Here is a 21,647-nt window from a genome sequence, read left to right as displayed (position 1 = left end):
GGATTTTAGTTATGATCATGGTATTGATTGCAATCATAGTGGTAGCAATTCTAGTTTATTTAGGAATTGTTTCATATCAACGTTATTTACTTAAACAAATCGATGAATTATTAGATCGAAAAGCAGACATCAGTGAATCACCGGTGCGTCAAAAACTAATGGAAGTTTCCTCCATGAATCTAACTGGATCATCGGCTATTGGGTTAGATAACATTCGAAATGACTACCAGGAAATTATTGATCATCGATTACCAGAAATTGAAGACATTGCTAACCATTCGAAACAAGATGTCAATGATATGAAGATTTTCGAAGCGCGTAAGGATGTTACGACGGTTAGTGAATCTTTAGATGCAATTGACGAAGAAACGCGACGTCTTAACGATCAGTTGGATAATATTAAACGTACGGATCAAGAACAACGAGATGCGGTTAAGGTCTTACGCATGAAGTATGAAGAAATTAGAAAAACACTTCTAGCTAAGAACCTAACGCTTGGTCCAAGCATTGATTTATTAGAAGAAAAATTAGCTCGTTTAGATGATGAATTTGAAATGTTCAGTGGAACCGTAGAAGCTGGAGATCATGAAAAGGCTGAAGGCCAACTCCAAAAACTTCGAACAAGTACAGAACAATTAGAAGCACAAATTCAAAACGTTCCACCTTTATATGAAGAACTAACTAATGTATTTCCAGAGCAAATTGCTGAAATCAAAGATGGCTACGATCAATTGATTAATCATAACTATGCCTTTGAAGATGATATCGTTGATGACGAGCTGGGTGCTATTAAAGCTAAGATTTCAGATAATCTTGAAACCCTTGGTAACTTACGTTTAGATGCTGTACGTGATAACAATAAGTCAATTGAAATTAGAATTGACGATTTATACAGTATCTTACAAACTGAGATTGATGCACGTAAGTCAGTTGAGCATAATTTTGATGTAATTACTCGCTTCTTAGATCACGCTGAAAAACAGAATAAAGTTTTGTTAGCAGAAGTGGAACGCATGGATCAAAGTTATGTTTTGAGTGATGATCAGTTGGTATTAGGTCAAAACTTAGATGCTGAATTAAATGAAATTCGTAATGAACATGATCGTGATACAGAACAAATTACTAACCAACCGGTTGTTTACTCAGAAATTGTGGAACGTTTAAAAGCTGAAAATGACCAACTTTCTGAGATTGAAGATCAACAAGCTAAATTAAATGATGAACTTCAAAGCCTTGTAGATAGTGAAAAAGATGCCCGTGCAAGAATGCAACAATATGACGGTGAACTCCATAACATCAAACGTCACGTTGAAAGTCTTAACCTTCCAGGTATTCCAGAAGGATACATGGATTACTTCTTTGTGGTTAGTGATGAGATTGAAAAAGTTGGGAGCGATATGAATCAAGTTCGAGTTAATATAGACAAAATTAACCGAGAACTTGATATGGTAAGTACGGATATTCAAACTCTTACTAAGAAGACCACTGATCTGACAGACGATGCCGCTATCAGTGAGTTAGCAATTCAATACGCTAATCGTTATCGTCATACCGATCAAGATATCGAAGATGCTATTTTACGAGCTCAAAAGCTTTTTGATACGGACCATCGTTACAATGAAAGTTTAACTGTAATTACAAAAGCACTAGAAGAAGTTGAACCAGGTGCAGTGGATAATATCACAGACAATTACTACCAACAAAAACGAACTGAATATTAGAAAATAAAATGCTATCGTACTTAGTGCGATGGCATTTTACTTTGAAGATCTAAATATTTAGATTACTTTAATTTTGTAAGTATATTTTTCTGTTATAATTATTAGGGTTTACGGAAATATATAATGGAGAAATGAGTAAATGATTTATTTTGATAATAGTGCAACAACTAAAGTTGATAAGAACGTTTTAGAGACCTACCAAAAGGTCAGTAATAAGATTTGGGGTAACCCTTCTAGTTTGCATGATATGGGCGAAATGTCGTTCAATTTATTGGAGCAGTCTAGAAAACAAATTGCTAGTTTGTTAAATGTTAAACCTCACGAAATATTTTTTACAAGTGGTGGAACGGAAGGCGACAACTGGGTAATTAAAGGGACAGCGATGGAAAAACGGATGTATGGAAAGCATCTAATTACGACGGCTGTCGAACATCCTGCCGTAAAAAATTCTATGGAACAGTTAGCACAATTAGGATTTGATATTACCTATCTTCCCGTTGATGATGAGGGTCGAATTAACATTCAAGATTTAAAAGATGCCATTCGCCCGGATACGATTCTGGTTTCGATTATGGCAATTAATAATGAAATTGGAACAATTCAACCACTTTTAAAAGCAGCAGAAGTTTTAAAGGACTATCCAAAAGTACATTTTCATATCGATGCTGTTCAAGGAATTGGTAAAGGGATTCAAGCTGCAATCATGAATGATCGTGTTGATTTTGTAACCTTCTCTGGCCATAAATTTCATGCTCCTCGAGGGGTGGGTTTTATTTATGCGCGCGAAGGTAGGCGAATTGCACCATTGTTAACTGGTGGTGGACAGGAAAAGAATTTACGGAGTGGAACGGAGAACTTACCTGCGATTGCTGGGATGGCTAAGGCACTGCGTTTACTACTTGATGGCGAAGATCAAAAGGTAGCTTTACAAGAATCAATTAAAGAGAAAATTTATAATCACGTAACTAAGTTTGAAAAAGTGGTTGCTTTTTCTAAAATTCAAGCTAACTTTGCTCCGCATATTTTGTGTTTTGCAATTAAAGGGGTGCGTGGAGAAACGATTGTTCATGCGTTTGAATCACATGGAATTTACATTTCGACCACTAGTGCTTGTTCTTCTAAAAAACAGCAAGCTTCAAGTACTTTAACGGCAATGAAGATTGACTCAACCATTTCAACGAGTGCCGTCCGAGTTAGCTTAGATAGTGCTAATTCTTTGGAAGAAGCTGATGAATTTAATCGAATTTTTGACCAATTATATCAAGACTTTTCAAAAATAAATAAAAATAGCTAGGAGTTTATATGAAATATACGGAAATAATGGTTCGCTACGGTGAACTATCAACTAAAGGTAAAAACCGCAAAGATTTTATTGCTCGTTTGGGAGGAAATATACGTAAAAGTCTTAAGGACTTTGAAGACGTTGAAATTCATCCTAATCGTGATCGTACACATGTAACCTTAAATGGTACAGACAGTGATGCAGTCATTAACAGACTTAAAAAAGTTTTTGGGATTCAAAATTTTTCGCCAATGTTAAAAGTTGAGAAAACAATGGAAGCTGTCCAAGCTGGTGCTCTAGAAATGATGAAGGAGCAATTAAAGCCGGGAATGACCTTTAAAATTAATACACGTCGTTCTGATAAAGAATTTGCTATTAATACAGATACCATGAATCGGGAACTTGGTGGATTTATACTAGATAACTTCCCAGATAATGATGTAAAAATGAAAAATCCAGACATTACCTTACGTGTTGAAATTCGATCTAATGGAATTTTCTTAACTAGTGAAGTAATTAATGGGGCAGGTGGCTTACCGGTTGGAACTGCTGGTAAGGGAATGATGATGCTTTCTGGTGGAATTGATTCTCCTGTGGCAGGTTATTTGGGGATGAAACGTGGCGTAGAGATGGAAATGGTGCATTTTTTCAGTCCGCCATATACTAGCGAACAAGCTCTAGCTAAGGCTAAGGAATTAAGTGGAAAATTAGCTGCATATTCTGGAAGTGTTCAATTTATCCAAGTTCCATTTACAGAAATTCAAGAAACTATTAAAGAAAAATGTCCAGAGGGGTATTTGATGACGATTCAACGTCGAATGATGTTGCGCCTAGTAGTTGCCCTAGCTAAACAACGTGGTGGACTAGCAATCTTTAATGGAGAATCTCTAGGACAAGTAGCTTCGCAAACAATGGAAAGCATGTTAGCTATTAATGACGTAACTACTATGCCGATTATTCGTCCGGTAGTTTCAATGGATAAAAATGAAATTATTGACATAGCTAAGGATATCGACACTTATGACTTATCAATTATGCCATTCGAAGATTGTTGTACGATTTTTGCTCCACCATCACCTAAAACACATCCAGATCTCGAAAAGACGCGTTACTTTGAGAAGAGAATTGACGTTGAAGGATTATTGGAACGTTCTTTAGCAGGCGTAAAAATTACTAACATTCGTGCTGAAGAAAACTTTATGAATCAAAATGAAGAAGTTTTTGCTGAATTATTGTAAAGGATTTGTATATTGATTGAAATCAGTGAGTGTTTGAGATAAGGTTAACGTAATTTAAATAAAGGAGCGTACAATTATGGAAGTATTACGCGGTGGAGAAAAAGTTGAACTCGTTGGAAATCCTCCAATGATTGGAGAACAATTACCCAAATTTAAAGTTTTTACTGGCGACGGTGAAAAAGTTAAGACACGCGATTTACTGGGTAAACCACTTTTAATTAGTGTTGTTCCAGATTTAAATACGCCGGTTTGCAGCATGCAAACTAAAAAATTTAACCAAGAAACTGACCAATACTCAGATATTCGATTTGTAACCATTTCTAACAATATGCCTAAAGACCAAGTAGCTTGGTGCGCAAATGAAGGCGTTAAGAACATGGAAGTATTGTCAGATCATGAGCTATCATTTGGTTATGAGATGAATCTATATATTCCGAATGCTGGTTATCTAGCTCGTAGTATCTTCATTGTTGATGCTGATGGCAAAATTATTTATCGTGAAATTGTACCAGAAATTCATGACGAACCTGACTATCAAGCTGCACTTGATTTTATCAATAAAATGTAAAAACATAATTGACGAACGGACAATTATTCTTTATTATTTATTCTGAAGGTTATGACTAAGAGGAGAGCTGCAAAACTTTTTTCAGAGAATAGACATTTTTGCTGAGAGTCTTAAAAAGTTGGAGTTCGGGTTGCTTATGAGCCAATTTTCTAGATTTAATTCTAGAAAATCGAACAAATTGTTCGTTATCAATGTTAAAGAGGGGCATAATACGCCCAATTTAGGTGGTACCGCGAAGCATCTTCGTCCTATGAGTTAGGACGGGGTGCTTTTTATTTGGAAAGGAAAGTGGGATTTTAATGACTAAAGACGTAGATATGTCGACAAAGTACGACCCCCAAAGCGTTGAACATGGACGCTACCAAAAATGGGTCGAACAAGGACAATTTAAACCTAATGGAGATCAAAAGGCTAAGCCTTATTCAATCGTTATTCCGCCTCCCAATGTAACTGGAAAATTACATTTGGGACATGCCTGGGATACGACACTACAAGATATGTTGATCCGCCAAAAACGAATGCTAGGATATGATACTGTTTGGATTCCTGGAATGGATCATGCTGGAATTGCTACTCAAGCTAAAGTAGAAGCCAAGCTACGAGAGCAAGGTGTTTCCCGTTATGACTTAGGCCGTGAAAAGTTCGTTGACCAAGTTTGGGAATGGAAAGATGAATATGCTGATACAATTCATCAACAGTGGGCTAAGATGGGTCTTTCTCTTGATTATGACCGTGAACGTTTTACTTTAGATGAAGGTCTTTCTAAAGCTGTCAAGAAAGTCTTTGTGACCCTTTATGAAAAAGGCTTAATTTATCGTGGTGAATACATTATCAACTGGGATCCACAAGCTCGTACTGCCTTATCCGATATTGAAGTGGAACATCAAGATGACCAAGGTGCTTTTTATCATGTTAAGTACTTCTTTGCAGATGAAGGGTTTGAATTTAACGGTAAAAACTATATCGAAATTGCAACTACTCGTCCGGAAACTATGTTTGGGGATGTTGCTATTGCTGTACACCCTAGTGATGAACGTTATAAAGATATCGTTGGTAAGGAAGTCATTCTTCCGCTCCAAGGACGTCATTTGCCAATCATTGCTGACCAATATGTTGACCCAGAATTTGGGACAGGGATGGTAAAAATTACACCAGCTCATGACCCTAATGATTTCCAAGTCGGTAATCGTCATGATTTGAAGCGCATCAATACGATGAATGAAGATGCTTCAATGAATGAAAATGCTGGTAAGTACGAAGGTATGGATCGCTTTGAAGCTCGGAAAGCCATGGTTAAAGATCTTGAAGAACAAGATTACATGATTAAGATTGATCCAATTGTTCATAGTGTGGGCCATTCTGAACGGACGGGTGTGCAAGTCGAATCTCGATTATCTACCCAGTGGTTTGTTAAGATGGATAAGTTAGCCCAAATGGCGCTGGATAACCAAAAAACAGACGATAAGGTTAACTTTATTCCTGAACGTTTTGAACATACCTTTAACCAATGGATGGAGAATGCTCATGATTGGGTTATTTCACGTCAATTGTGGTGGGGACATCAAATCCCTGCTTGGTATAACAAGCAAACTGGAGAAGTTTACGTGGGCGAAGAAGCACCTCAAGATGTTGAAAATTGGGAACAAGACCCCGATGTTTTGGATACTTGGTTCTCAAGTGCTTTATGGCCATTTACAACAATGGGTTGGCCTGATGAGAATTCAGCAGATTTTAAACGTTATTTCCCAACTAGTACATTAGTTACTGGATATGACATTATCTTCTTCTGGGTTGCTAGAATGATTTTCCAAAGTCTAGAATTCACTGGCAAACGTCCGTTTAAAGATGTGTTACTTCACGGTTTAATTCGTGACGAGCAAGGACGCAAGATGAGTAAATCCTTGGGTAATGGGATTGATCCAATGGACGTAATTGATAAGTATGGTGCCGATGCGCTTCGTTGGTTCTTATCCAATGGTTCAACTGCTGGACAAGATTTACGCTTTAGTTACGATAAGATGGATTCGGCATGGAACTTTATCAATAAGATTTGGAATGCTAGCCGTTATGTAATTATGAATTTGGATCAAGTTGAACAGCCAAAACTTCCAGAATTAAGCCAATTAACATTAGCTGATAAATGGATTTTGAGTCGTTTGAATAAAACGGTTGAACAAGTTACGCACTTCTTTGACGTTTATGATTTTGGTGAAGCTGGTCGGGCAATGTACACCTTTATTTGGGATGATTTCTGTGACTGGTATATCGAAATGAGTAAAGAAATTTTGAACGGTGAAGATGAACAAGCTAAGGTTAATACTCAAAATGTATTGGCATACGTTCTTGATCAAACACTTCGTTTGTTGCACCCAGTGATGCCATTTGTTACTGAAAAAATTTGGCTCTCCATGCCACATGATGGTCAATCATTAGTGAATGCAGAATATCCGGTTGTACATGCTGAACTAGAAAATCAAGATGCTGAAGCGGGAATGGATCACTTAATTGGATTGATTAAGGCGGTTCGTAACATTCGTTCAGAAGCTGGGGCCCCAATGTCTAGTCCGGTTGATCTTTTGATTAAGACTGATAGTACAAAACTAATGCAACTCTTTAATGAAAATCGCGATTATATTGATCGTTTCTGTCATCCAGCTAATTTTGAATTAGGGGCAGATGTAGAGGCACCAAAACTTTCAATGTCAGCGGTAATTACGGACGGAGAAATTTACATTCCACTAGCTGAATTAGTAAACTTGGAAGATGAAATTGCGCGTCTGGAAAAAGAAGAAGCTAAGTACGAGCAAGAAGTAAACCGTGTGGTTAAAAAATTACAAAATGAACGTTTTGTAAGCAATGCTCCTGAAGAAGTTGTTGCAGCTGAACGTGCAAAACAAACGGATTACGAAGGTAAATTAGAAGCAACTAAACGTCGTCTTGCAGATATTAAATCTGAAAGCAAGTAGCTAACGTTTAAATTAACATTAAAGAACTGCAAACAAAAAGTGATTTTTGATGCGGTTCTTTTTTGCTAGAAGGGGGCTCAGTGATGGATTATAAAACGGCTTTGAAATTTATACACGGGCGGCCGCGGTTACGAAAAGAGCCGACCGTAAAAAGAATGACTGCCTTTCTAGATCAGTTAGGGAATCCACAAGATGCAATTCAAGGAATTCATGTTGCAGGGACCAATGGTAAAGGTTCGACCATTGCTTTTTTGGCCAAAATGATGGAGACTACTGGACAACGAGTAGGGACATTTACTTCGCCTTATTTAGAACGCTTCAATGAGCGGATTGCAGTAAATGGAATCCCTATCCGTGACGATGAGATTCTAACGTTAGTGGAAGAAATCAAACCAATCGTAGACGAGTTAGATCAAACTCCCTTAGGTGGACCATTAGAATTCGAAATTGTCACAGCCATGATGTTTTTGTATTTTAAAAAACACCCCGTGGATATAGTTTTGATTGAAGTAGGTATTGGAGGAAGGTATGATTCTACAAATGTCTTCACCCCGATTGCTAGTGTAATAACGAATATTGGTTGGGATCATATGCAAATTCTGGGTGATACATTACCTAAAATTGCTTTTCAAAAAGCAGGCATTATTAAAACTAATGTTCCAGTAATCACTGGAACTGAAGATCAGGCTGCGCTACGAGTGATTGAAGAGGAAGCTAAAAAGTTACATGCACCGCTAAAAATTTTGAAACGTGATTTTAAAATTGATTCCAAGGAAAATTTTTTCAGCAATACGTTCGCTCAAATCGAACATATCCACAGTGGCTTACTGGGTTTATATCAAGTAAATAATTTAGCAGTTGCTCTAGAAACTATGTTAGTAGTTAGTCGTCAATTAAATTGGAAGATTAACTATGATCAATTACGACAAGCAGTCCAACATACTCAATGGGCTGGCCGAATGGAAATTATTCAAAAACGGCCTAAAATTATTTTAGATGGGGCCCATAATTTACCAGGAATCCAAGCATTAAAAAAATCGATTCAAGCGTATTGGCCAGAACAAAAAGTTTTTATTTTAGCAGCTATTTTAGATGACAAAAGATTTGAGGCAATGTTGACCGAGTTAGTTGATTTAAAACAAGTAGAGTTAACGTTAACTAGATTTAATGGGCCAATCAAGCGTGCTGCTGTAGACTGGTCAGAACTGCACGATCCGATTCGAAAAGATATTAATTATCAAGCGAATTGGCAGTTGGCTTTAAAAGAAATTCTGCGTCAGGCTAAACCTAGCGACGTAATTATTATTACCGGATCCTTGTATTTTATTTCTGAGGTACGCCCGCAGCTAATTAAATAAAGCCGGCTGAATTTCCGTATGTATTTATTAGAGGTGATGTATATGGAAATTCAAGATGAAGCGAAAGCAAAATTAAAAAAAGTCGGTGCTGAAAATTTAAGTAACGAAGAACTTGTTCGAGCTTTTTTGGATAGTTTTGGACAAAGTCAAAAAATTAACCAGCTAACTAATCATTTTTGGGATACAATTGGAGACATAGCTGGTTACGGCTTACTAAGTCAAAATGAAAAAAGAAAAATTTTTAAAAATATTCCAGATGCTACTGTAGCTTTGGAGGCGGGTATTGAATTGGGACGTCGAATTCAAAAACAACCAATCCATTTACTGGGAAAGGTACTAGGAAGCGCTCAGTTGGGACAAATGATGGTTTCAAGATTTCAAAAGGAACCGCAAGAACACCTGTTGGTATTATGTTTGGATACTAAAAATCAAATTAAACGCGAAATTGTTGTTTTTAAGGGTGGCCTTAACTCGGCAGAAGTTCATCCTCGAGAAATTATGGTGGAAGTATTGCGGGTTAGTGCAAATAGTTTTGTTTTAATCCACAATCATCCAAGCGGTAATATAGAGCCTTCAACCAATGATTTAGCCTTCACCAAGAAAATGAAAAAAGTCGGCGATTTAATGGGTATTCGCCTAATTGATCACTTAATTGTAGGAGATCAAAGTTACTGGAGTGCAGCAGAAAAAAGATTTATTTAATGATTGATAAACATTTAGGTTATTGCCTAGTTTATAATCTTTATATGTTATAATTTATGAAGTCATTTTAATGAGATAAGTTAAGGGGTTCAGGGCTCATGCATAAGTTTTTTTCTAATCGAAAATTAGTTATAACAGTGATTTGTGCAATTATCGCGGTAGGTTTAATTGCAGGTTCACTTACATTGAAAAAGAAAGATAAGACGCCTGTTATTCAAAAAGTCGGTAACGACGTTTTTGGTACAGTTAGTCGTGTGATTGCATTGCCGATTCATGGTGTACAAACAATGACCACTGATATTAACAACTTTGTTTCGACCTACGAAGAAAACGCACGTTTGAGAAAAGGGATTGAAAAAAATGATTCAATCAACGCCGAAAATAAAAGCTTAAAGGCTGAGAACAAAGAATTAAAGAAATTAGTTGGCCTAAAAGAAACCATGTCGGACTATTCACTAACAGCAGCAACCGTTTTAACCCGTTCACCAAGTTCATGGCAAGATTTAATTACGGTAAACAAAGGAACGGCTAATGGGATAAAGAAAAATCAACCCGTCTTAGCCGGTAACGGATTAGTTGGTCGGGTAGTAGAAGCTGATTATACGGTAAGTAAAGTTGAATTGATTAGTGATAATAATGAATCCGCTAATCGCTTTGCTATTCAGGTTCAAGCAACTGATGGAGAATATATTAACGGTATTATTACTGGCTACGATAAAAAGACTAACCAGATTATTATGGGACAAATTACGGATAAAAAGACGGTTAAAGTTGGAACTCCGGTAACAACATCAGGTCTTGGAGGAGTTACTCCAAAAGGACTGTATGTCGGAAAAGTTGCTAAAATTTCAAAAGATGATTATGGGTTAGCTAGCGAAATTCGAATCGAACCAGCAGCTAAATTAAGCAATGTTAACAACGTTTATATTGCTAAGTTAGATTAGGGTGAAAGCATGTTACAATCTGCAAAATTAAAATATATTTTTCCTATCGTTTTATTGATTGCTTTTTTTCTAGATGGTTCATTAAATCAAATTTTTTCGTCAACTTTATTTCAATATCCATATTCGATGATTTGTAATCTAACGTTGATGTGGTTTGTAATGGCGATCTTTTTTGAAGGAGAATCTCAAATTAATTTCACATTGTGGTCATTTGTTATTGGGATTATATTTGATTGGTATTATACTGGAGTTTTTGGCGTGGATACTTTTATTATTCCAATCGTAGTGATGTTTATTCGTGGAATTCGACCTTTTGTTAAAACAACATTCTTGATAGTGTTGGGGATGGATATGTTTGCGATGGCGATGTATAACATCTTATTTTTCATCGTTTTTCAAATGATTAAGATGGCGAATGTGACTACCACATTTTTCATCGGATATTCGTTTTTACCAACCATTATTCTCAATTTATCAATTTTTGTAATTCTATATTACCCAATTAAAACCGTATTTAGAAGAACACGGGGAACCAATTCAAGAAGTTTTATGTAATAAGGACTTGAAAGTTTTAAATATAATTGATATTATTTGTATACTTTAGCAATGATCAGAAAAGTAGTTTATGTAATCTTCGTTAAGCGAGCCGTGGACAGTGGAAGCATGGTCAAGACCATAAATGAAACACATCTGTAAGTTGATAACTTGAACAATTAATTAGAGTTATCCGGTAATTCCGTTATCATTTAAGTTAATTAACTTTCTGAGGTTGGTTGCGTGAGCAATTAACAAACTTGAGGTGGAACCGCGATTGAACTCGTCCTCTTAGGCTTTTGGCCTAAGAGGATTTTTTTATGGACTGGGTGGTGTGCTACTAAAGAAGGTTAACTAACTTTCTGAGGTTATTTATGTGAGTAAATAACGAATCAGGGGTGGAACCACGATTAACTCGTCCTCTTAGGCTTTTTAACGCCTAAGAGGATTTTTTATTTATTGAAAAGGGGAATAGCGATGTTTAACATTAATTATATTTCAGAAATCATACCATCTTTGTTAAGTGGGGCATCAATGACATTACAGGTTTTCTGTTGGACAATTGTGGGGTCATTAATTCTAGGTGTTTTTCTAGCGTTGGGGTTAGTATCAAAATTTAAACCATTCCAAGCAATTATAAGTGCGTATGTGTGGTTAATGCGTGGTACTCCATTACTTTTGCAATTAATTTTTATTTTTTACGGATTACCAACTGTGGGAATTGTATTTCCACGCTACGAAGCTGCTTTACTAGCTTTTATCCTAAACTATGCAGCCTATTTTGCAGAAATTTTTCGGGGAGGATTACAATCCGTTGATAAAGGTCAATATGAGGCGGGACGGGTACTTCAGATGACCTATTGGCAAACAACTAAGAAAGTAATTTTGCCTCAGGTCGCTAAAATTGTTCTCCCATCAATCGGAAATGAAGTTATCAACCTTGTTAAAGATTCGTCATTAGTTTATGTGATTGGAATTGGTGACTTACTACGTGCAGGAAATGTAGCAGCGGCTCGTGATGTGACTTTGGTTCCATTTATCTTAGTCGGTATTATGTACCTAATATTGACAGGGATATGTACATTCCTGTTACGTAAAGTCGAAAAACACTATTCATACTTTAAATAGGGAGGGATTAGGTTATGTTAGAGCTTAAAAATGTTGTTAAAAGTTTCAACGGTAAAACTATTATCAATAATTTGAACTTAAAAATTCAAGATGGGAAAATATTAACTATTGTTGGTCCTTCAGGAGCGGGTAAAACAACCCTTTTACGTTGTATTAGCGGGTTAGAAAAAATTGATTCAGGTGAATTTCTTTTAGATGGGCAACCGTTTGATCCATATGAAAGTCGAGACAATGAAAGTGTAATCGGAGTTGTTTTTCAAGATTTTCAATTATTTCCTAACTTATCAGTAATCGATAACATCACGCTGGCTCCAATCAATGTTTTACATCAAAAAGAAACGGAAGCTAAAGAACGCGTGCAAAACATTATTGAACGCCTTGATTTAACTAAATTTGTAGAACAATATCCATATCAACTATCCGGTGGGCAAAAACAGCGAGTAGCGATTGCAAGAGCGTTAGCGATGAACCCTAGTATTCTTTGCTACGATGAACCAACTTCAGCGTTAGATCCTGAACTTCGAAATGAAGTTAGTAAATTAATCTTAGACTTGAAGGAAAATGGTATTACACAAGTAATTATTACGCATGATATTGAATTTGCAGATAAAGTTGCTGATGATACTTTAACAGTGAAGCCGGTGGATTAAATGAAAAAAGAATTGAAATTATTTCTTGTGATGGCTTTGGGACTATTAATTATTCCAGTTCTAGGAGGTTGTGGCAATTCAAAGAAAACCACGAGGGCCGAACCTAGTAGTTGGGAAACTATTCAAAAAAATAAAAAAGTCGTAATTGGCTTAGATGATAGTTTTGTACCAATGGGATTTCGAGAAAAAAATGGGCAGCTTGCTGGATACGATATTGATTTAGCTAGAGCAGTTTTTAGACAATATGGAATTAAAGTTGATTTTCAAACAATTGATTGGTCAATGAACGTAACTGAATTGCGCAATCAAACGATTGATTTGATTTGGAATGGATTAACAATCACTGATGAACGTCAAAAAGCGTTGACGCTAAGTGAGCCTTATCTAACTAATCAACAAATTATAGTAGTAAAGAAAAGTAGCGGGATTACCAAGTTAGCAGATCTGAAAAATAAAAGTGTTGGTGCACAAAGTGGGTCATCGGGGGCACAAGATATTGATGACCATCCCCAAATTTTAAAGAATCGGATTAAAAACCACGACCCTATTTTGTATGATAGTTTCAATAACGCGTTTATTGATTTGAATGCTAACCGTATCCAAGGGTTACTAATTGATAGTGTGTATGCTAATTACTATATTAAGCATATGTCGAATTCAAGTGATTATCGGATTATAAAGAGTAATATGCCCAGTGAACAATTTGCAGTTGGAATTAAAAAAGGCAACACTGAAGTTAAACAAAAAATTGATCAGGGAATTAATCAATTAAGGGCCGATGGAGAATTAAAACGTATCAATCAAAAGTGGTTTGGAAAATAATCTGAACCTTAAGACCGAAAATTTAGTTATTTTCGGTCTTTTTGATACACTGGAGAAAAGAATGGCGGAGGAAGATCATTTTGGTTCTTATTGAGATTGTTTTTTATCTAATCAATATTATCATCGCGTTAACGATCGCATTAATGGAAAAGCGAGATATTTCTGCAGCATGGGCTTGGTTATTTGTAATGCTATTGCTTCCTGGAATTGGGTTTATAATTTATCTATTTTTTGGCTGGAAGTTAAATCAAAGGCAAATATTTGATTTGAAAGCTCAAAAAAGACTCGGAATTAGCGATATGGCTGAATATCAAAAGCGTAATCCTAAAAACAAACCGACCCTGGATACCAATCTTGAAAATGACTTGGTTCAGATGTTTTTAAACACGGATAATGCAATTTTAACGACTAAAAATGATTTAAAGATTTTTACAGATGGTCATGAAAAATTTAACAGCTTGTTTGAAGATTTAAAAAAGGCTAAACATCATATCAATATCGAATATTTTACAATCTATGATGATCAGTTAGGCAAAAAATTACGTAAAATTTTGGTTCAAAAAGCGCGTGAAGGTGTCCAAGTAAGGGTGTTGTACGATTTATTTGGATCAAAAGGATCCAAGCAAAAATTTTTTAAAGAATTAATTCAGGCTGGTGGCGAAGTCACGCCATTTATGAAATCTAAACTAGGCTATTATAGTTTTAGAATTAATTTTCGAAATCATCGAAAAATTGTGGTGATTGATGGATCGGTTGGATACATTGGTGGTTTTAACATTGGTGACCAATATTTAGGACGTAATAAGCGCTTTGGAAACTGGCGTGATACGCACTTAAGGTTAGAGGGTTCCGTGGTATTGCAATTGCAAAGTCGTTTTTTCATGGATTGGAATGCATCTGCTAAGCGTCAAAAAGTTCAATTTAGCTTAGATTATTTTCCACAAAGTAACGTTCAAAATAATATTCCAATGCAGATTGTTAGTAGTGGACCTGAGAATGATGTTCAAAAAATCAAACAGGGTTATATTAAAATGATTATGGGGGCTAAACATTCCATTTGGATTGAAACGCCATACTTTATCCCTGATGATGCCTTAATGGAAGCTTTGTTAATCGCTATTCGTTCAGGCATCGAAGTGCGGATTGTAATTCCACAAATGCCTGATCATCCCTTCGTCTACCGGGCTACAGAGTATTATGTACAACAATTGTTAAAAGCTGGCGCGCGTATCTATTCATATCAAAATGGGTTCATGCATGCTAAGACGATTGTGGTCGATAATATGATTACAAGTGTAGGTTCAGCAAATTGGGATATTCGTTCTTTTAAATTAAATTTTGAAGCAAATGCATTTATGTATGATCCTAAAGTGGCTGAACAAATAATCGCTACAATTAAAAATGATTTAAAGGATGCGCGTGAATTGGATGAAGAATATTTCAAGCAACAATCTTCGTGGAAAAAATTCCGTCAATTGGCTAGTCGTTTGATTTCACCAATTCTTTAATTAACATTGAAAAGTGTGCGAAATTTCGCTAACATTAATCGCATGTGAAAAAGTAGGAGGCATCATATTGGATGTTCAAAATCAGTCTGGGATTCAGACTTTAGTTTTACCAAGTAAAAAATTTAAAACTGTGCGCATTGACGTACATTTTTTGAAATACGCAACGATTAAAGATTTAGCCCAACGCTCTTTAATTGCTAATATTTTAGATACAAGTACTAAAAAGTATCCAGATCAAGTTCGGTTTACGCATGCTCTATCGGAAATGTTCGGCGCTAGCTTTGGTGGAGGTGCTGCTAAAAAAGGTAATATGCATGATGTAGCTTTCTCAATGGTAGTTGCTAATGATAAATATATTAAGCACCAAAACTTAATTCAAGATGCGATTCGCTTTTTGAATGAAGTGATTGTTCATCCACTAGCAGATGGTAAGCAATTTGATGAAGAAACATTCCAACGTCAAAAGCAAAATATGTTAAATTATGTTAAATCGGCAACAGAAGATAAGCAGTATTGGTCCGCGCAACAATTACGTAAACTAACTTTCGGTCAGACCGTGGTACAAGGTATTCCAAGCTATGGATTAGTAGAAGATTTAGAGAACCTAAAAAATGCAGAAACCTACCGAGCTTATTTGGATATGCTTAAAAATGATTTAGTGCATATTAGTGTTTCAGGGGACGTCAATCAAGAAGAGATTGAGGAAGATTTAAAGATTTTTGAATTAGATGAACGCCAATTTGATTTAAAACCTTTAATTACACATTTCGATGCACGGGAGAAAGCTATCGTTAAGGCTGAACATCAAGATGTACGCCAAGCACGCTTAAACTTATCTTTCAATATTCCGGCTGATATGACTGGAGAGAACTTTTTTACGGCAGTCGTATTTAATGCTTTATTCGGCGGATCACCACAATCTAAGTTGTTTGTTAACGTGCGCGAAAAAGCCAGCTTGGCCTACTATGCTAGTTCGAGTTTAGATTTATATGACGGAATCTTAAATATCCAGACAGGTATTAATGGCGGGAACCATGATGCTGCAATGCAAATTATTCAACAACAACTCCAAGACATGCAAAATGGGCTCTTTACTGAAAGCGAACTTGCTAACATTAAAAAAGGACTACAATCAGATTATCTTTCGGGGATGGACTTGCAAAGAACCGCACATCGGCGTGGATTAAATGATTATCTGTTAAATCGACATTGGTCGACGGAAGAGTGGCTAACCCAGATTAATGCAGTGTCTAAAAAGGATATTGAACAATTAGCTCAGCAAATTAAAATTCGAGCTGAATATTTCTTGAGTGGAGAATAATTTGAATGAATAAAAAAGTATATCAAGCGTTCAATGAATGCTTATTTTCAACCGTTCTTTCCAACGGTTTAAAAGTTAATATTTTACCCAAAACTGGATTTAAAAAAACATACGCCGTTTTAACTACTGATTTTGGATCAATGGATCGAGCATTCACTTTAGATGGTGAAAAAATTCAGATTCCCGCCGGCACGGCACACTTTTTAGAACATAAACTTTTTGAAAAGGCGGAATACGATGCATTTGAATTGTTCACTAATAACGGAGCAGATTCCAATGCATTTACAAGCTATACCAAGACTAGTTATCTATTTTCTTCAACGACTGGATTACAAGAGAATTTAGATATTTTGTTAGATTTTGTTCAACAGCCATATTTTTCGGAGAAGTCAGTTGCTAAAGAACAAGGAATTATTGGACAAGAAATTCAGATGTATAATGACGATTTTGATTGGCAATTATACATGGGAATTTTAAAGAATCTCTTCCCCAATCAATCCATTAGTGACGACATTGCCGGAACCGTGGAATCAATTGCTAAAATTACTCCGGAGTTGTTGTACAAAGTACATAAAGTGTTTTACCGTCCCGAAAATATGAATTTATTTGTTACTGGGAACCTAGATCCGGATCAGATCCTTCAATGGATTAAGGATAATCAGCAACGAAAAGAGTTTGCAAAAGTTAACTTTGAAATTCCTACTCCAGAATCCGATGATGATGAGATTATCGAAAATCGTGCATTATTGACTAAGGTTGAACGTCCTAAAGTTATGTTAGGAGTTAAAAATGCTAAAGCATTGCCTCAACCTGGTATTGAACGTCTAAGATTCATTATTACGCTTGATTTGGCGTTATATTTAATCTTAAGTTCATCTTCTAGATTATATTTAGAATTGTATGATGAAGGGCTTTTGGACGACACTTTTGGATACGATTTAAATAGTGAAAGAGAAGCCTTGTTCCTAACTTTGGGCGGTGACACCAACCATCCTACTGAATTGATACAAGCCTTAAAAGATATTTTGACAACTGTTTTAATGAAGTCGGATGCGCTCCTCAAAGATTTCGAGCTAGCTAAAAAAGAAATGTATGGAAGAAGTATTACTAGGATGAATTCTTTGGAAGCTATTGCTAATTCATTTGAAGGTGAAAACTATGGAAATACGACAATTTTTGATGAAGCAATGCTTTATCAAGATATCTCTTTAGACGAAGTAATTAATACTTTCGATACCTTTATGAAAAATGTTGTTATCAGTACGTTTAAAATGGATAGTGAGCAGGCGAAGAAATGAAATTTGCATTAATTTGTGGAGCAAGCGGCAATATCGGAACAGCGATTAGCAAAGATTTGGCTCAAAAGGGATGGTCACTTTACTTACATTATTATCAAAATGAGGCAACAACTAATCAATTAGCCAATGAGTTACGGGCAGAATATCCTCAGCAAGATTTTTTAACCATTCAAGCGAATTTCAGAAGCGAAGACGCTGCTCAAAAAATTAGCCAAAATATTTTTGGGTTGAATGCCGTGGTTTTTGCTCAAGGAACGACAATCTATCAATTGTTTGATTGTTTTAGTGCCCAACAGTTGGAAAATTTGTGGCAAGAACAGTTAAAAACACCCATGTTAGTTATTCAAAAGGTAATTAAAAAAATAAGCAACGCTGAAAATGGAAGAATTGTTTTTATTGGTTCAATCTATGGAGCAGTAGGCAGTTCAATGGAGGTACCTTATAGTGCTATTAAGGGGGGGATTAGTAGTTTTGTAAATGCCTACTCTAAAGAAGTTGCTTCACTAGGAGTTACTGTTAATGCTGTTGCACCAGGGGCAGTTGCCACTAAGATGAACGATGAATTTAATCAAACAGAAATTGAAGCAGTTAATGAAGAAATACCGGTGGGACGTTTCGGTGATCCAACAGAGATCAGTCATATAGTTCAATCAATTATGGATGAACGGGCCTCTTACCTAACTGGTCAAACGATTTATGTTGATGGTGGATGGAAAAAATAATGATATACTTATCTTTGATTTAGAAATAAGTTGGGCGGTATACTTATGAGCACTAGAAAATACAAGGAAATTGGTGAGCGTCTGCAAGATGCTCGTATAAAAAAAGGGTGGACGATTGAAGAAGTTCAATTTAAACTGCAAATTTCAAAACGATATTTAATGGCGTTAGAAGCTGGTGAAAATGATGATTTACCAGGTGATTATTATACACAATCACTGATTAAGCAATACGCCAATCTACTTGAAATTGACCTTGGCAGTCGCAACCTAAAAAGTGAACCGAATAGTATCAAAGAATGGCGTCGTACGCATGCTGAGATATCAAGTCGTAGTCAAAAAGAAGCACAACAACGAAAATCAGTTTTGCAAGGATTAATCCGACAACATCCATGGTTGATGGGAATTGTATTGGTGGTTGTTATTTGGCTTTTAGTTTGGGGAGCTTTCAATGACATGGCTGGACATACTAAATCTACGTTCAAGGTACCAAATCAGGTCAAGGTGGTTGATACAACTAAAGGGACATCTACCAAGAAACATGATCAGTCGAAGGCAAGCTCTTCCAAGAAGGAAAGTGCTAGTTCAAAGAACTCGAAGGCTACACTTAAAAAAATTAACAATAGCTCCGATAATTTAGAGGTAACGTTGGCTGCAGGAAGCCAGCATGCTAACTTAAAGATGCAGATGGGCCAAAGATCTTGGAATGCATTGACGGTAACTCAGCCTAAAGCAGAAACTACTTGGCAAGGACTGCTAGAAGCGAATGCTAGCAAAACAATTGAATTGAAAAAAGGTTACACTTATGCGCTTAAAATTGGCGCCTCAACTGGGTTTACGGGAACGATTGCCGGAAAAGAAATACCTAAATCAACTACCAATTCGGTGGTTCGAAATATAACAATTGAAGTAAAATAAGAGGGAGTATCAATGAATTTACCTAATAAATTAACCATTTTTAGAATAATTTTAATTCCAATTTTTATCATACTCACAGTCATGCCAGAAGTTGGTGGAAGTGTAGTTTGGTTGGGGACAAGTATTGCAGTTACCAAGATTTGGGGGGCACTTGTTTTTGCAATTGCATCTATTACCGATTTTTTAGATGGACAGATTGCTAGACGTCAACATTTGGTTACCAATTTTGGTAAATTTGCTGATCCAATTGCAGATAAAATGTTAGTAATGACTGCTTTTATTGTCTTAGTAGAAATGAAGATGGTTCCAGCTTGGATTGCTGCTATCATCGTTTGTCGTGAGTTAGCTATTAGTGGATTGCGCTTAATCATTGTGGAAAATGATGGTGAGGTACTAGCAGCTGAAATGCCTGGAAAAATCAAAACATTCTCGCAAATGTTCGCGATTATTTTCTTGCTTTTGAATAACATTTTCTCAAGTTTCTTACATTTCGGTCTAGGTACAGTATTATTATATGTCTGCTTATTCTTTACTGTTTATTCAGGAATCGATTATTTTTATAAGAATCGGGCCATTTTTTCTGATTCATTCTAGTAATATAAAGGACTATAGCGAAATTTATGATTTTGTTATGGACCTTTTTTTAATACAAAAAAATAAAAACGAGTAAAATTACATATATAAGCATTGAGGAGGAAAAAAAATGAACGCTGAAATTATTTCAGTTGGTACAGAAATTTTGTTAGGAGAAATCGTCGATACTAACGCCGTTTATCTGAGCCAGCTTTTTGCTAAATTAGGGATTGATGTTTTCAACAAAATAACTGTTGGAGATAACGAAAAAAACATCATGGATGCCTTAGAAGTCGCTTCGAAGAGAAGTGATTTAGTGGTTACGATCGGCGGATTAGGTCCAACAGAGGACGATATCACTAAGCAATCCTTGGCTAAATTTGTCGGAAAAAACTTAAAACACCATCCCGAGGCGCTACAACAAATTACAGACTATTTTAAAAAACAAAATCGGCCATTGACTAAAAATAATGAACGTCAGGCTTTATTACTGGATGGGGCTAAACCAATTCATAATCCTAATGGATTAGCCCTGGGTATTTTTTATCACACAGAGCAAACCGATTATATTGTTTTGCCTGGACCGCCTTCGGAATTCGAACCTATGGTGGATGAAAAGGTACTTCCGCTACTAAGCCAGCAATATGGTTTGGAGAAAACAATTCAATCTAAAACTCTGCATTTTGTTGGAATCGGTGAGGCAGATTTAGCTGCTCGAGTAGATGAGATTGTTCGTAATCAAAGCAATCCTACTATCGCCCTTTACTTTAAACCAACCGATGTGACAATTCGATTGACTGCCAAAGCTAATTCTAAGCTAGCTGCTGAGGAAATTTTAAATCATACTAAAAAGCAACTACTAGATCGAGTTGGAGAATTCTTTTATGCAGAAGGTGACAGAGTTTCTTTCACCGATTTTGTCGTTAATCAATTGATTAAACGCAATATTTCATTAACAGCGGCAGAAAGTTTGACGGGGGGAGCTTTTGAAAGTACGGTTGTAGAAACTTCTGGAGCAGCAACCATTTTTCCGGGAGGATTTGTAACATATGCTGATGAGGTCAAAAGTAAGTTGATAGGGGTTCAACCAGCAACGATTGAAGAAAACACGGTTGTAAGTCGGCAAGTAGCGGAAGAGATGGCTAGAGGGGCTCAAAAGACGTTAGATACGGATATAGCGGTTAGTTTTACTGGAGTAGCTGGACCAGGGGCCTTAGAACATCACCAACCCGGAAACGTATGGATTGGTTTAGCTAAACGTGATGGGTCAATAGTCACTAAAGAATTTAATTTTGTTGGTAACCGTGAAAAGATTCGGCACCTAGCCGTGATGAACGGATTTAGAATGATATGGGAAAATGTTATTAAATAAAACATTCGAACTTTTGTTCGCTTTT

At 36.2% G+C, this 21,647-nt stretch carries 19 protein-coding genes and 2 other annotated features; all 19 genes read left to right on the top strand.

All coding sequences use genetic code 11. From position 1 onward, the window contains the following. Positions 1-11: 11 nt before the first annotated feature. Positions 12-1,721: a septation ring formation regulator EzrA gene (ezrA, locus tag PEPE_RS06275; protein WP_002833707.1), complete on the top strand. Its 1,710-nt coding sequence runs from the start codon at positions 12-14 to the stop codon at positions 1,719-1,721. Positions 1,722-1,860: 139 nt separating this feature from the next. Next, positions 1,861-3,015 carry a cysteine desulfurase family protein gene (locus PEPE_RS06270; RefSeq protein ID WP_002833708.1) on the top strand — a complete coding sequence of 385 codons (1,155 nt, stop codon included), beginning with the start codon at positions 1,861-1,863 and terminating at the stop codon, positions 3,013-3,015. An 8-nt stretch (positions 3,016-3,023) separates the two neighbouring features. Further along, positions 3,024-4,241: a tRNA uracil 4-sulfurtransferase ThiI gene (gene thiI, locus PEPE_RS06265; protein ID WP_011673596.1), complete on the top strand. Its 1,218-nt coding sequence runs from the start codon at positions 3,024-3,026 to the stop codon at positions 4,239-4,241. A gap of 76 nt (positions 4,242-4,317) precedes the next feature. Then, positions 4,318-4,809, top strand: coding sequence for a thiol peroxidase (gene tpx / locus PEPE_RS06260; RefSeq protein WP_002833710.1), 492 nt, complete (start codon positions 4,318-4,320; stop codon positions 4,807-4,809). Positions 4,810-4,851: 42 nt separating this feature from the next. Next, positions 4,852-5,063: a binding site (T-box leader), on the top strand. A gap of 45 nt (positions 5,064-5,108) precedes the next feature. Then, positions 5,109-7,775 carry a valine--tRNA ligase gene (locus PEPE_RS06255; protein ID WP_011673595.1) on the top strand — a complete coding sequence of 889 codons (2,667 nt, stop codon included), beginning with the start codon at positions 5,109-5,111 and terminating at the stop codon, positions 7,773-7,775. A gap of 83 nt (positions 7,776-7,858) precedes the next feature. Beyond that, the gene (locus PEPE_RS06250) at positions 7,859-9,133 is read left to right on the top strand and encodes a bifunctional folylpolyglutamate synthase/dihydrofolate synthase (RefSeq protein ID WP_011673594.1); all 1,275 of its coding nucleotides are present in this window, start codon (positions 7,859-7,861) and stop codon (positions 9,131-9,133) included. A 42-nt stretch (positions 9,134-9,175) separates the two neighbouring features. Next, the gene (locus tag PEPE_RS06245) at positions 9,176-9,835 is read left to right on the top strand and encodes a JAB domain-containing protein (RefSeq protein WP_011673593.1); all 660 of its coding nucleotides are present in this window, start codon (positions 9,176-9,178) and stop codon (positions 9,833-9,835) included. A gap of 98 nt (positions 9,836-9,933) precedes the next feature. Continuing rightward, positions 9,934-10,779 (top strand): rod shape-determining protein MreC, encoded by an 846-nt coding sequence (mreC, locus tag PEPE_RS06240; RefSeq protein ID WP_002833715.1) that lies wholly within the window; start codon positions 9,934-9,936, stop codon positions 10,777-10,779. Between the two features lie 9 nt (positions 10,780-10,788). After that, a complete protein-coding gene (gene mreD / locus PEPE_RS06235; RefSeq protein WP_002833716.1) occupies positions 10,789-11,334 on the top strand; it encodes a rod shape-determining protein MreD in 546 nt (181 codons plus the stop codon). A gap of 42 nt (positions 11,335-11,376) precedes the next feature. Next, positions 11,377-11,607, top strand: a binding site (T-box leader). Between the two features lie 183 nt (positions 11,608-11,790). Further along, positions 11,791-12,441, top strand: a complete 651-nt coding sequence (locus tag PEPE_RS06230) for an amino acid ABC transporter permease (protein ID WP_002833717.1) — start codon at positions 11,791-11,793, stop codon at positions 12,439-12,441. A 14-nt stretch (positions 12,442-12,455) separates the two neighbouring features. Continuing rightward, the gene (locus PEPE_RS06225; RefSeq protein ID WP_002833718.1) at positions 12,456-13,091 is read left to right on the top strand and encodes an amino acid ABC transporter ATP-binding protein; all 636 of its coding nucleotides are present in this window, start codon (positions 12,456-12,458) and stop codon (positions 13,089-13,091) included. After that, on the top strand, positions 13,092-13,913 hold the full coding sequence (locus PEPE_RS06220) for an amino acid ABC transporter substrate-binding protein (protein WP_011673592.1): 822 nt from the start codon (positions 13,092-13,094) through the stop codon (positions 13,911-13,913). An 80-nt stretch (positions 13,914-13,993) separates the two neighbouring features. Further along, on the top strand, positions 13,994-15,421 hold the full coding sequence (gene cls / locus PEPE_RS06215; RefSeq protein ID WP_011673591.1) for a cardiolipin synthase: 1,428 nt from the start codon (positions 13,994-13,996) through the stop codon (positions 15,419-15,421). A gap of 67 nt (positions 15,422-15,488) precedes the next feature. After that, a complete protein-coding gene (gene yfmF, locus PEPE_RS06210; protein ID WP_011673590.1) occupies positions 15,489-16,742 on the top strand; it encodes an EF-P 5-aminopentanol modification-associated protein YfmF in 1,254 nt (417 codons plus the stop codon). Positions 16,743-16,747: 5 nt separating this feature from the next. After that, positions 16,748-18,040: an EF-P 5-aminopentanol modification-associated protein YfmH gene (gene yfmH / locus PEPE_RS06205; RefSeq protein WP_011673589.1), complete on the top strand. Its 1,293-nt coding sequence runs from the start codon at positions 16,748-16,750 to the stop codon at positions 18,038-18,040. Next, positions 18,037-18,762, top strand: coding sequence for an elongation factor P 5-aminopentanone reductase (gene ymfI, locus PEPE_RS06200; protein WP_011673588.1), 726 nt, complete (start codon positions 18,037-18,039; stop codon positions 18,760-18,762). Before yfmH ends, ymfI begins: the two co-directional genes overlap by 4 nt. Positions 18,763-18,807: 45 nt before the next feature. Further along, positions 18,808-19,677 (top strand): helix-turn-helix domain-containing protein, encoded by an 870-nt coding sequence (locus PEPE_RS06195; protein ID WP_011673587.1) that lies wholly within the window; start codon positions 18,808-18,810, stop codon positions 19,675-19,677. A 12-nt stretch (positions 19,678-19,689) separates the two neighbouring features. Beyond that, a complete protein-coding gene (gene pgsA, locus PEPE_RS06190; protein ID WP_002833726.1) occupies positions 19,690-20,271 on the top strand; it encodes a CDP-diacylglycerol--glycerol-3-phosphate 3-phosphatidyltransferase in 582 nt (193 codons plus the stop codon). Positions 20,272-20,380: 109 nt separating this feature from the next. After that, positions 20,381-21,622: a competence/damage-inducible protein A gene (locus PEPE_RS06185; protein ID WP_011673586.1), complete on the top strand. Its 1,242-nt coding sequence runs from the start codon at positions 20,381-20,383 to the stop codon at positions 21,620-21,622. Positions 21,623-21,647: the final 25 nt, after the last annotated feature.

Source organism: Pediococcus pentosaceus ATCC 25745 (assembly GCF_000014505.1).
GTDB lineage: Bacteria > Bacillota > Bacilli > Lactobacillales > Lactobacillaceae > Pediococcus > Pediococcus pentosaceus.
Note: the sequence above shows the minus strand (reverse complement) of the source record. Positions and strands in the feature narration are given on the sequence as shown.

Excerpts from the sequence above, each read along its gene's own strand:
- PEPE_RS06225 (WP_002833718.1), top strand. The coding sequence starts at position 12,456 with ATGTTAGAGCTTAAAAATGTTGTTAAAAGTTTCAACGGTAAAACTATT.
- PEPE_RS06245 (WP_011673593.1), top strand. The coding sequence starts at position 9,176 with ATGGAAATTCAAGATGAAGCGAAAGCAAAATTAAAAAAAGTCGGTGCT.
- yfmH (WP_011673589.1), top strand. The coding sequence starts at position 16,748 with ATGAATAAAAAAGTATATCAAGCGTTCAATGAATGCTTATTTTCAACC.
- pgsA (WP_002833726.1), top strand. The coding sequence starts at position 19,690 with ATGAATTTACCTAATAAATTAACCATTTTTAGAATAATTTTAATTCCA.
- thiI (WP_011673596.1), top strand. The coding sequence starts at position 3,024 with ATGAAATATACGGAAATAATGGTTCGCTACGGTGAACTATCAACTAAA.
- PEPE_RS06270 (WP_002833708.1), top strand. The coding sequence starts at position 1,861 with ATGATTTATTTTGATAATAGTGCAACAACTAAAGTTGATAAGAACGTT.
- PEPE_RS06185 (WP_011673586.1), top strand. The coding sequence starts at position 20,381 with ATGAACGCTGAAATTATTTCAGTTGGTACAGAAATTTTGTTAGGAGAA.
- PEPE_RS06195 (WP_011673587.1), top strand. The coding sequence starts at position 18,808 with ATGAGCACTAGAAAATACAAGGAAATTGGTGAGCGTCTGCAAGATGCT.
- ymfI (WP_011673588.1), top strand. The coding sequence starts at position 18,037 with ATGAAATTTGCATTAATTTGTGGAGCAAGCGGCAATATCGGAACAGCG.
- PEPE_RS06220 (WP_011673592.1), top strand. The coding sequence starts at position 13,092 with ATGAAAAAAGAATTGAAATTATTTCTTGTGATGGCTTTGGGACTATTA.
- tpx (WP_002833710.1), top strand. The coding sequence starts at position 4,318 with ATGGAAGTATTACGCGGTGGAGAAAAAGTTGAACTCGTTGGAAATCCT.
- mreD (WP_002833716.1), top strand. The coding sequence starts at position 10,789 with ATGTTACAATCTGCAAAATTAAAATATATTTTTCCTATCGTTTTATTG.
- mreC (WP_002833715.1), top strand. The coding sequence starts at position 9,934 with ATGCATAAGTTTTTTTCTAATCGAAAATTAGTTATAACAGTGATTTGT.
- ezrA (WP_002833707.1), top strand. The coding sequence starts at position 12 with ATGATCATGGTATTGATTGCAATCATAGTGGTAGCAATTCTAGTTTAT.
- PEPE_RS06250 (WP_011673594.1), top strand. The coding sequence starts at position 7,859 with ATGGATTATAAAACGGCTTTGAAATTTATACACGGGCGGCCGCGGTTA.
- PEPE_RS06230 (WP_002833717.1), top strand. The coding sequence starts at position 11,791 with ATGTTTAACATTAATTATATTTCAGAAATCATACCATCTTTGTTAAGT.
- PEPE_RS06255 (WP_011673595.1), top strand. The coding sequence starts at position 5,109 with ATGACTAAAGACGTAGATATGTCGACAAAGTACGACCCCCAAAGCGTT.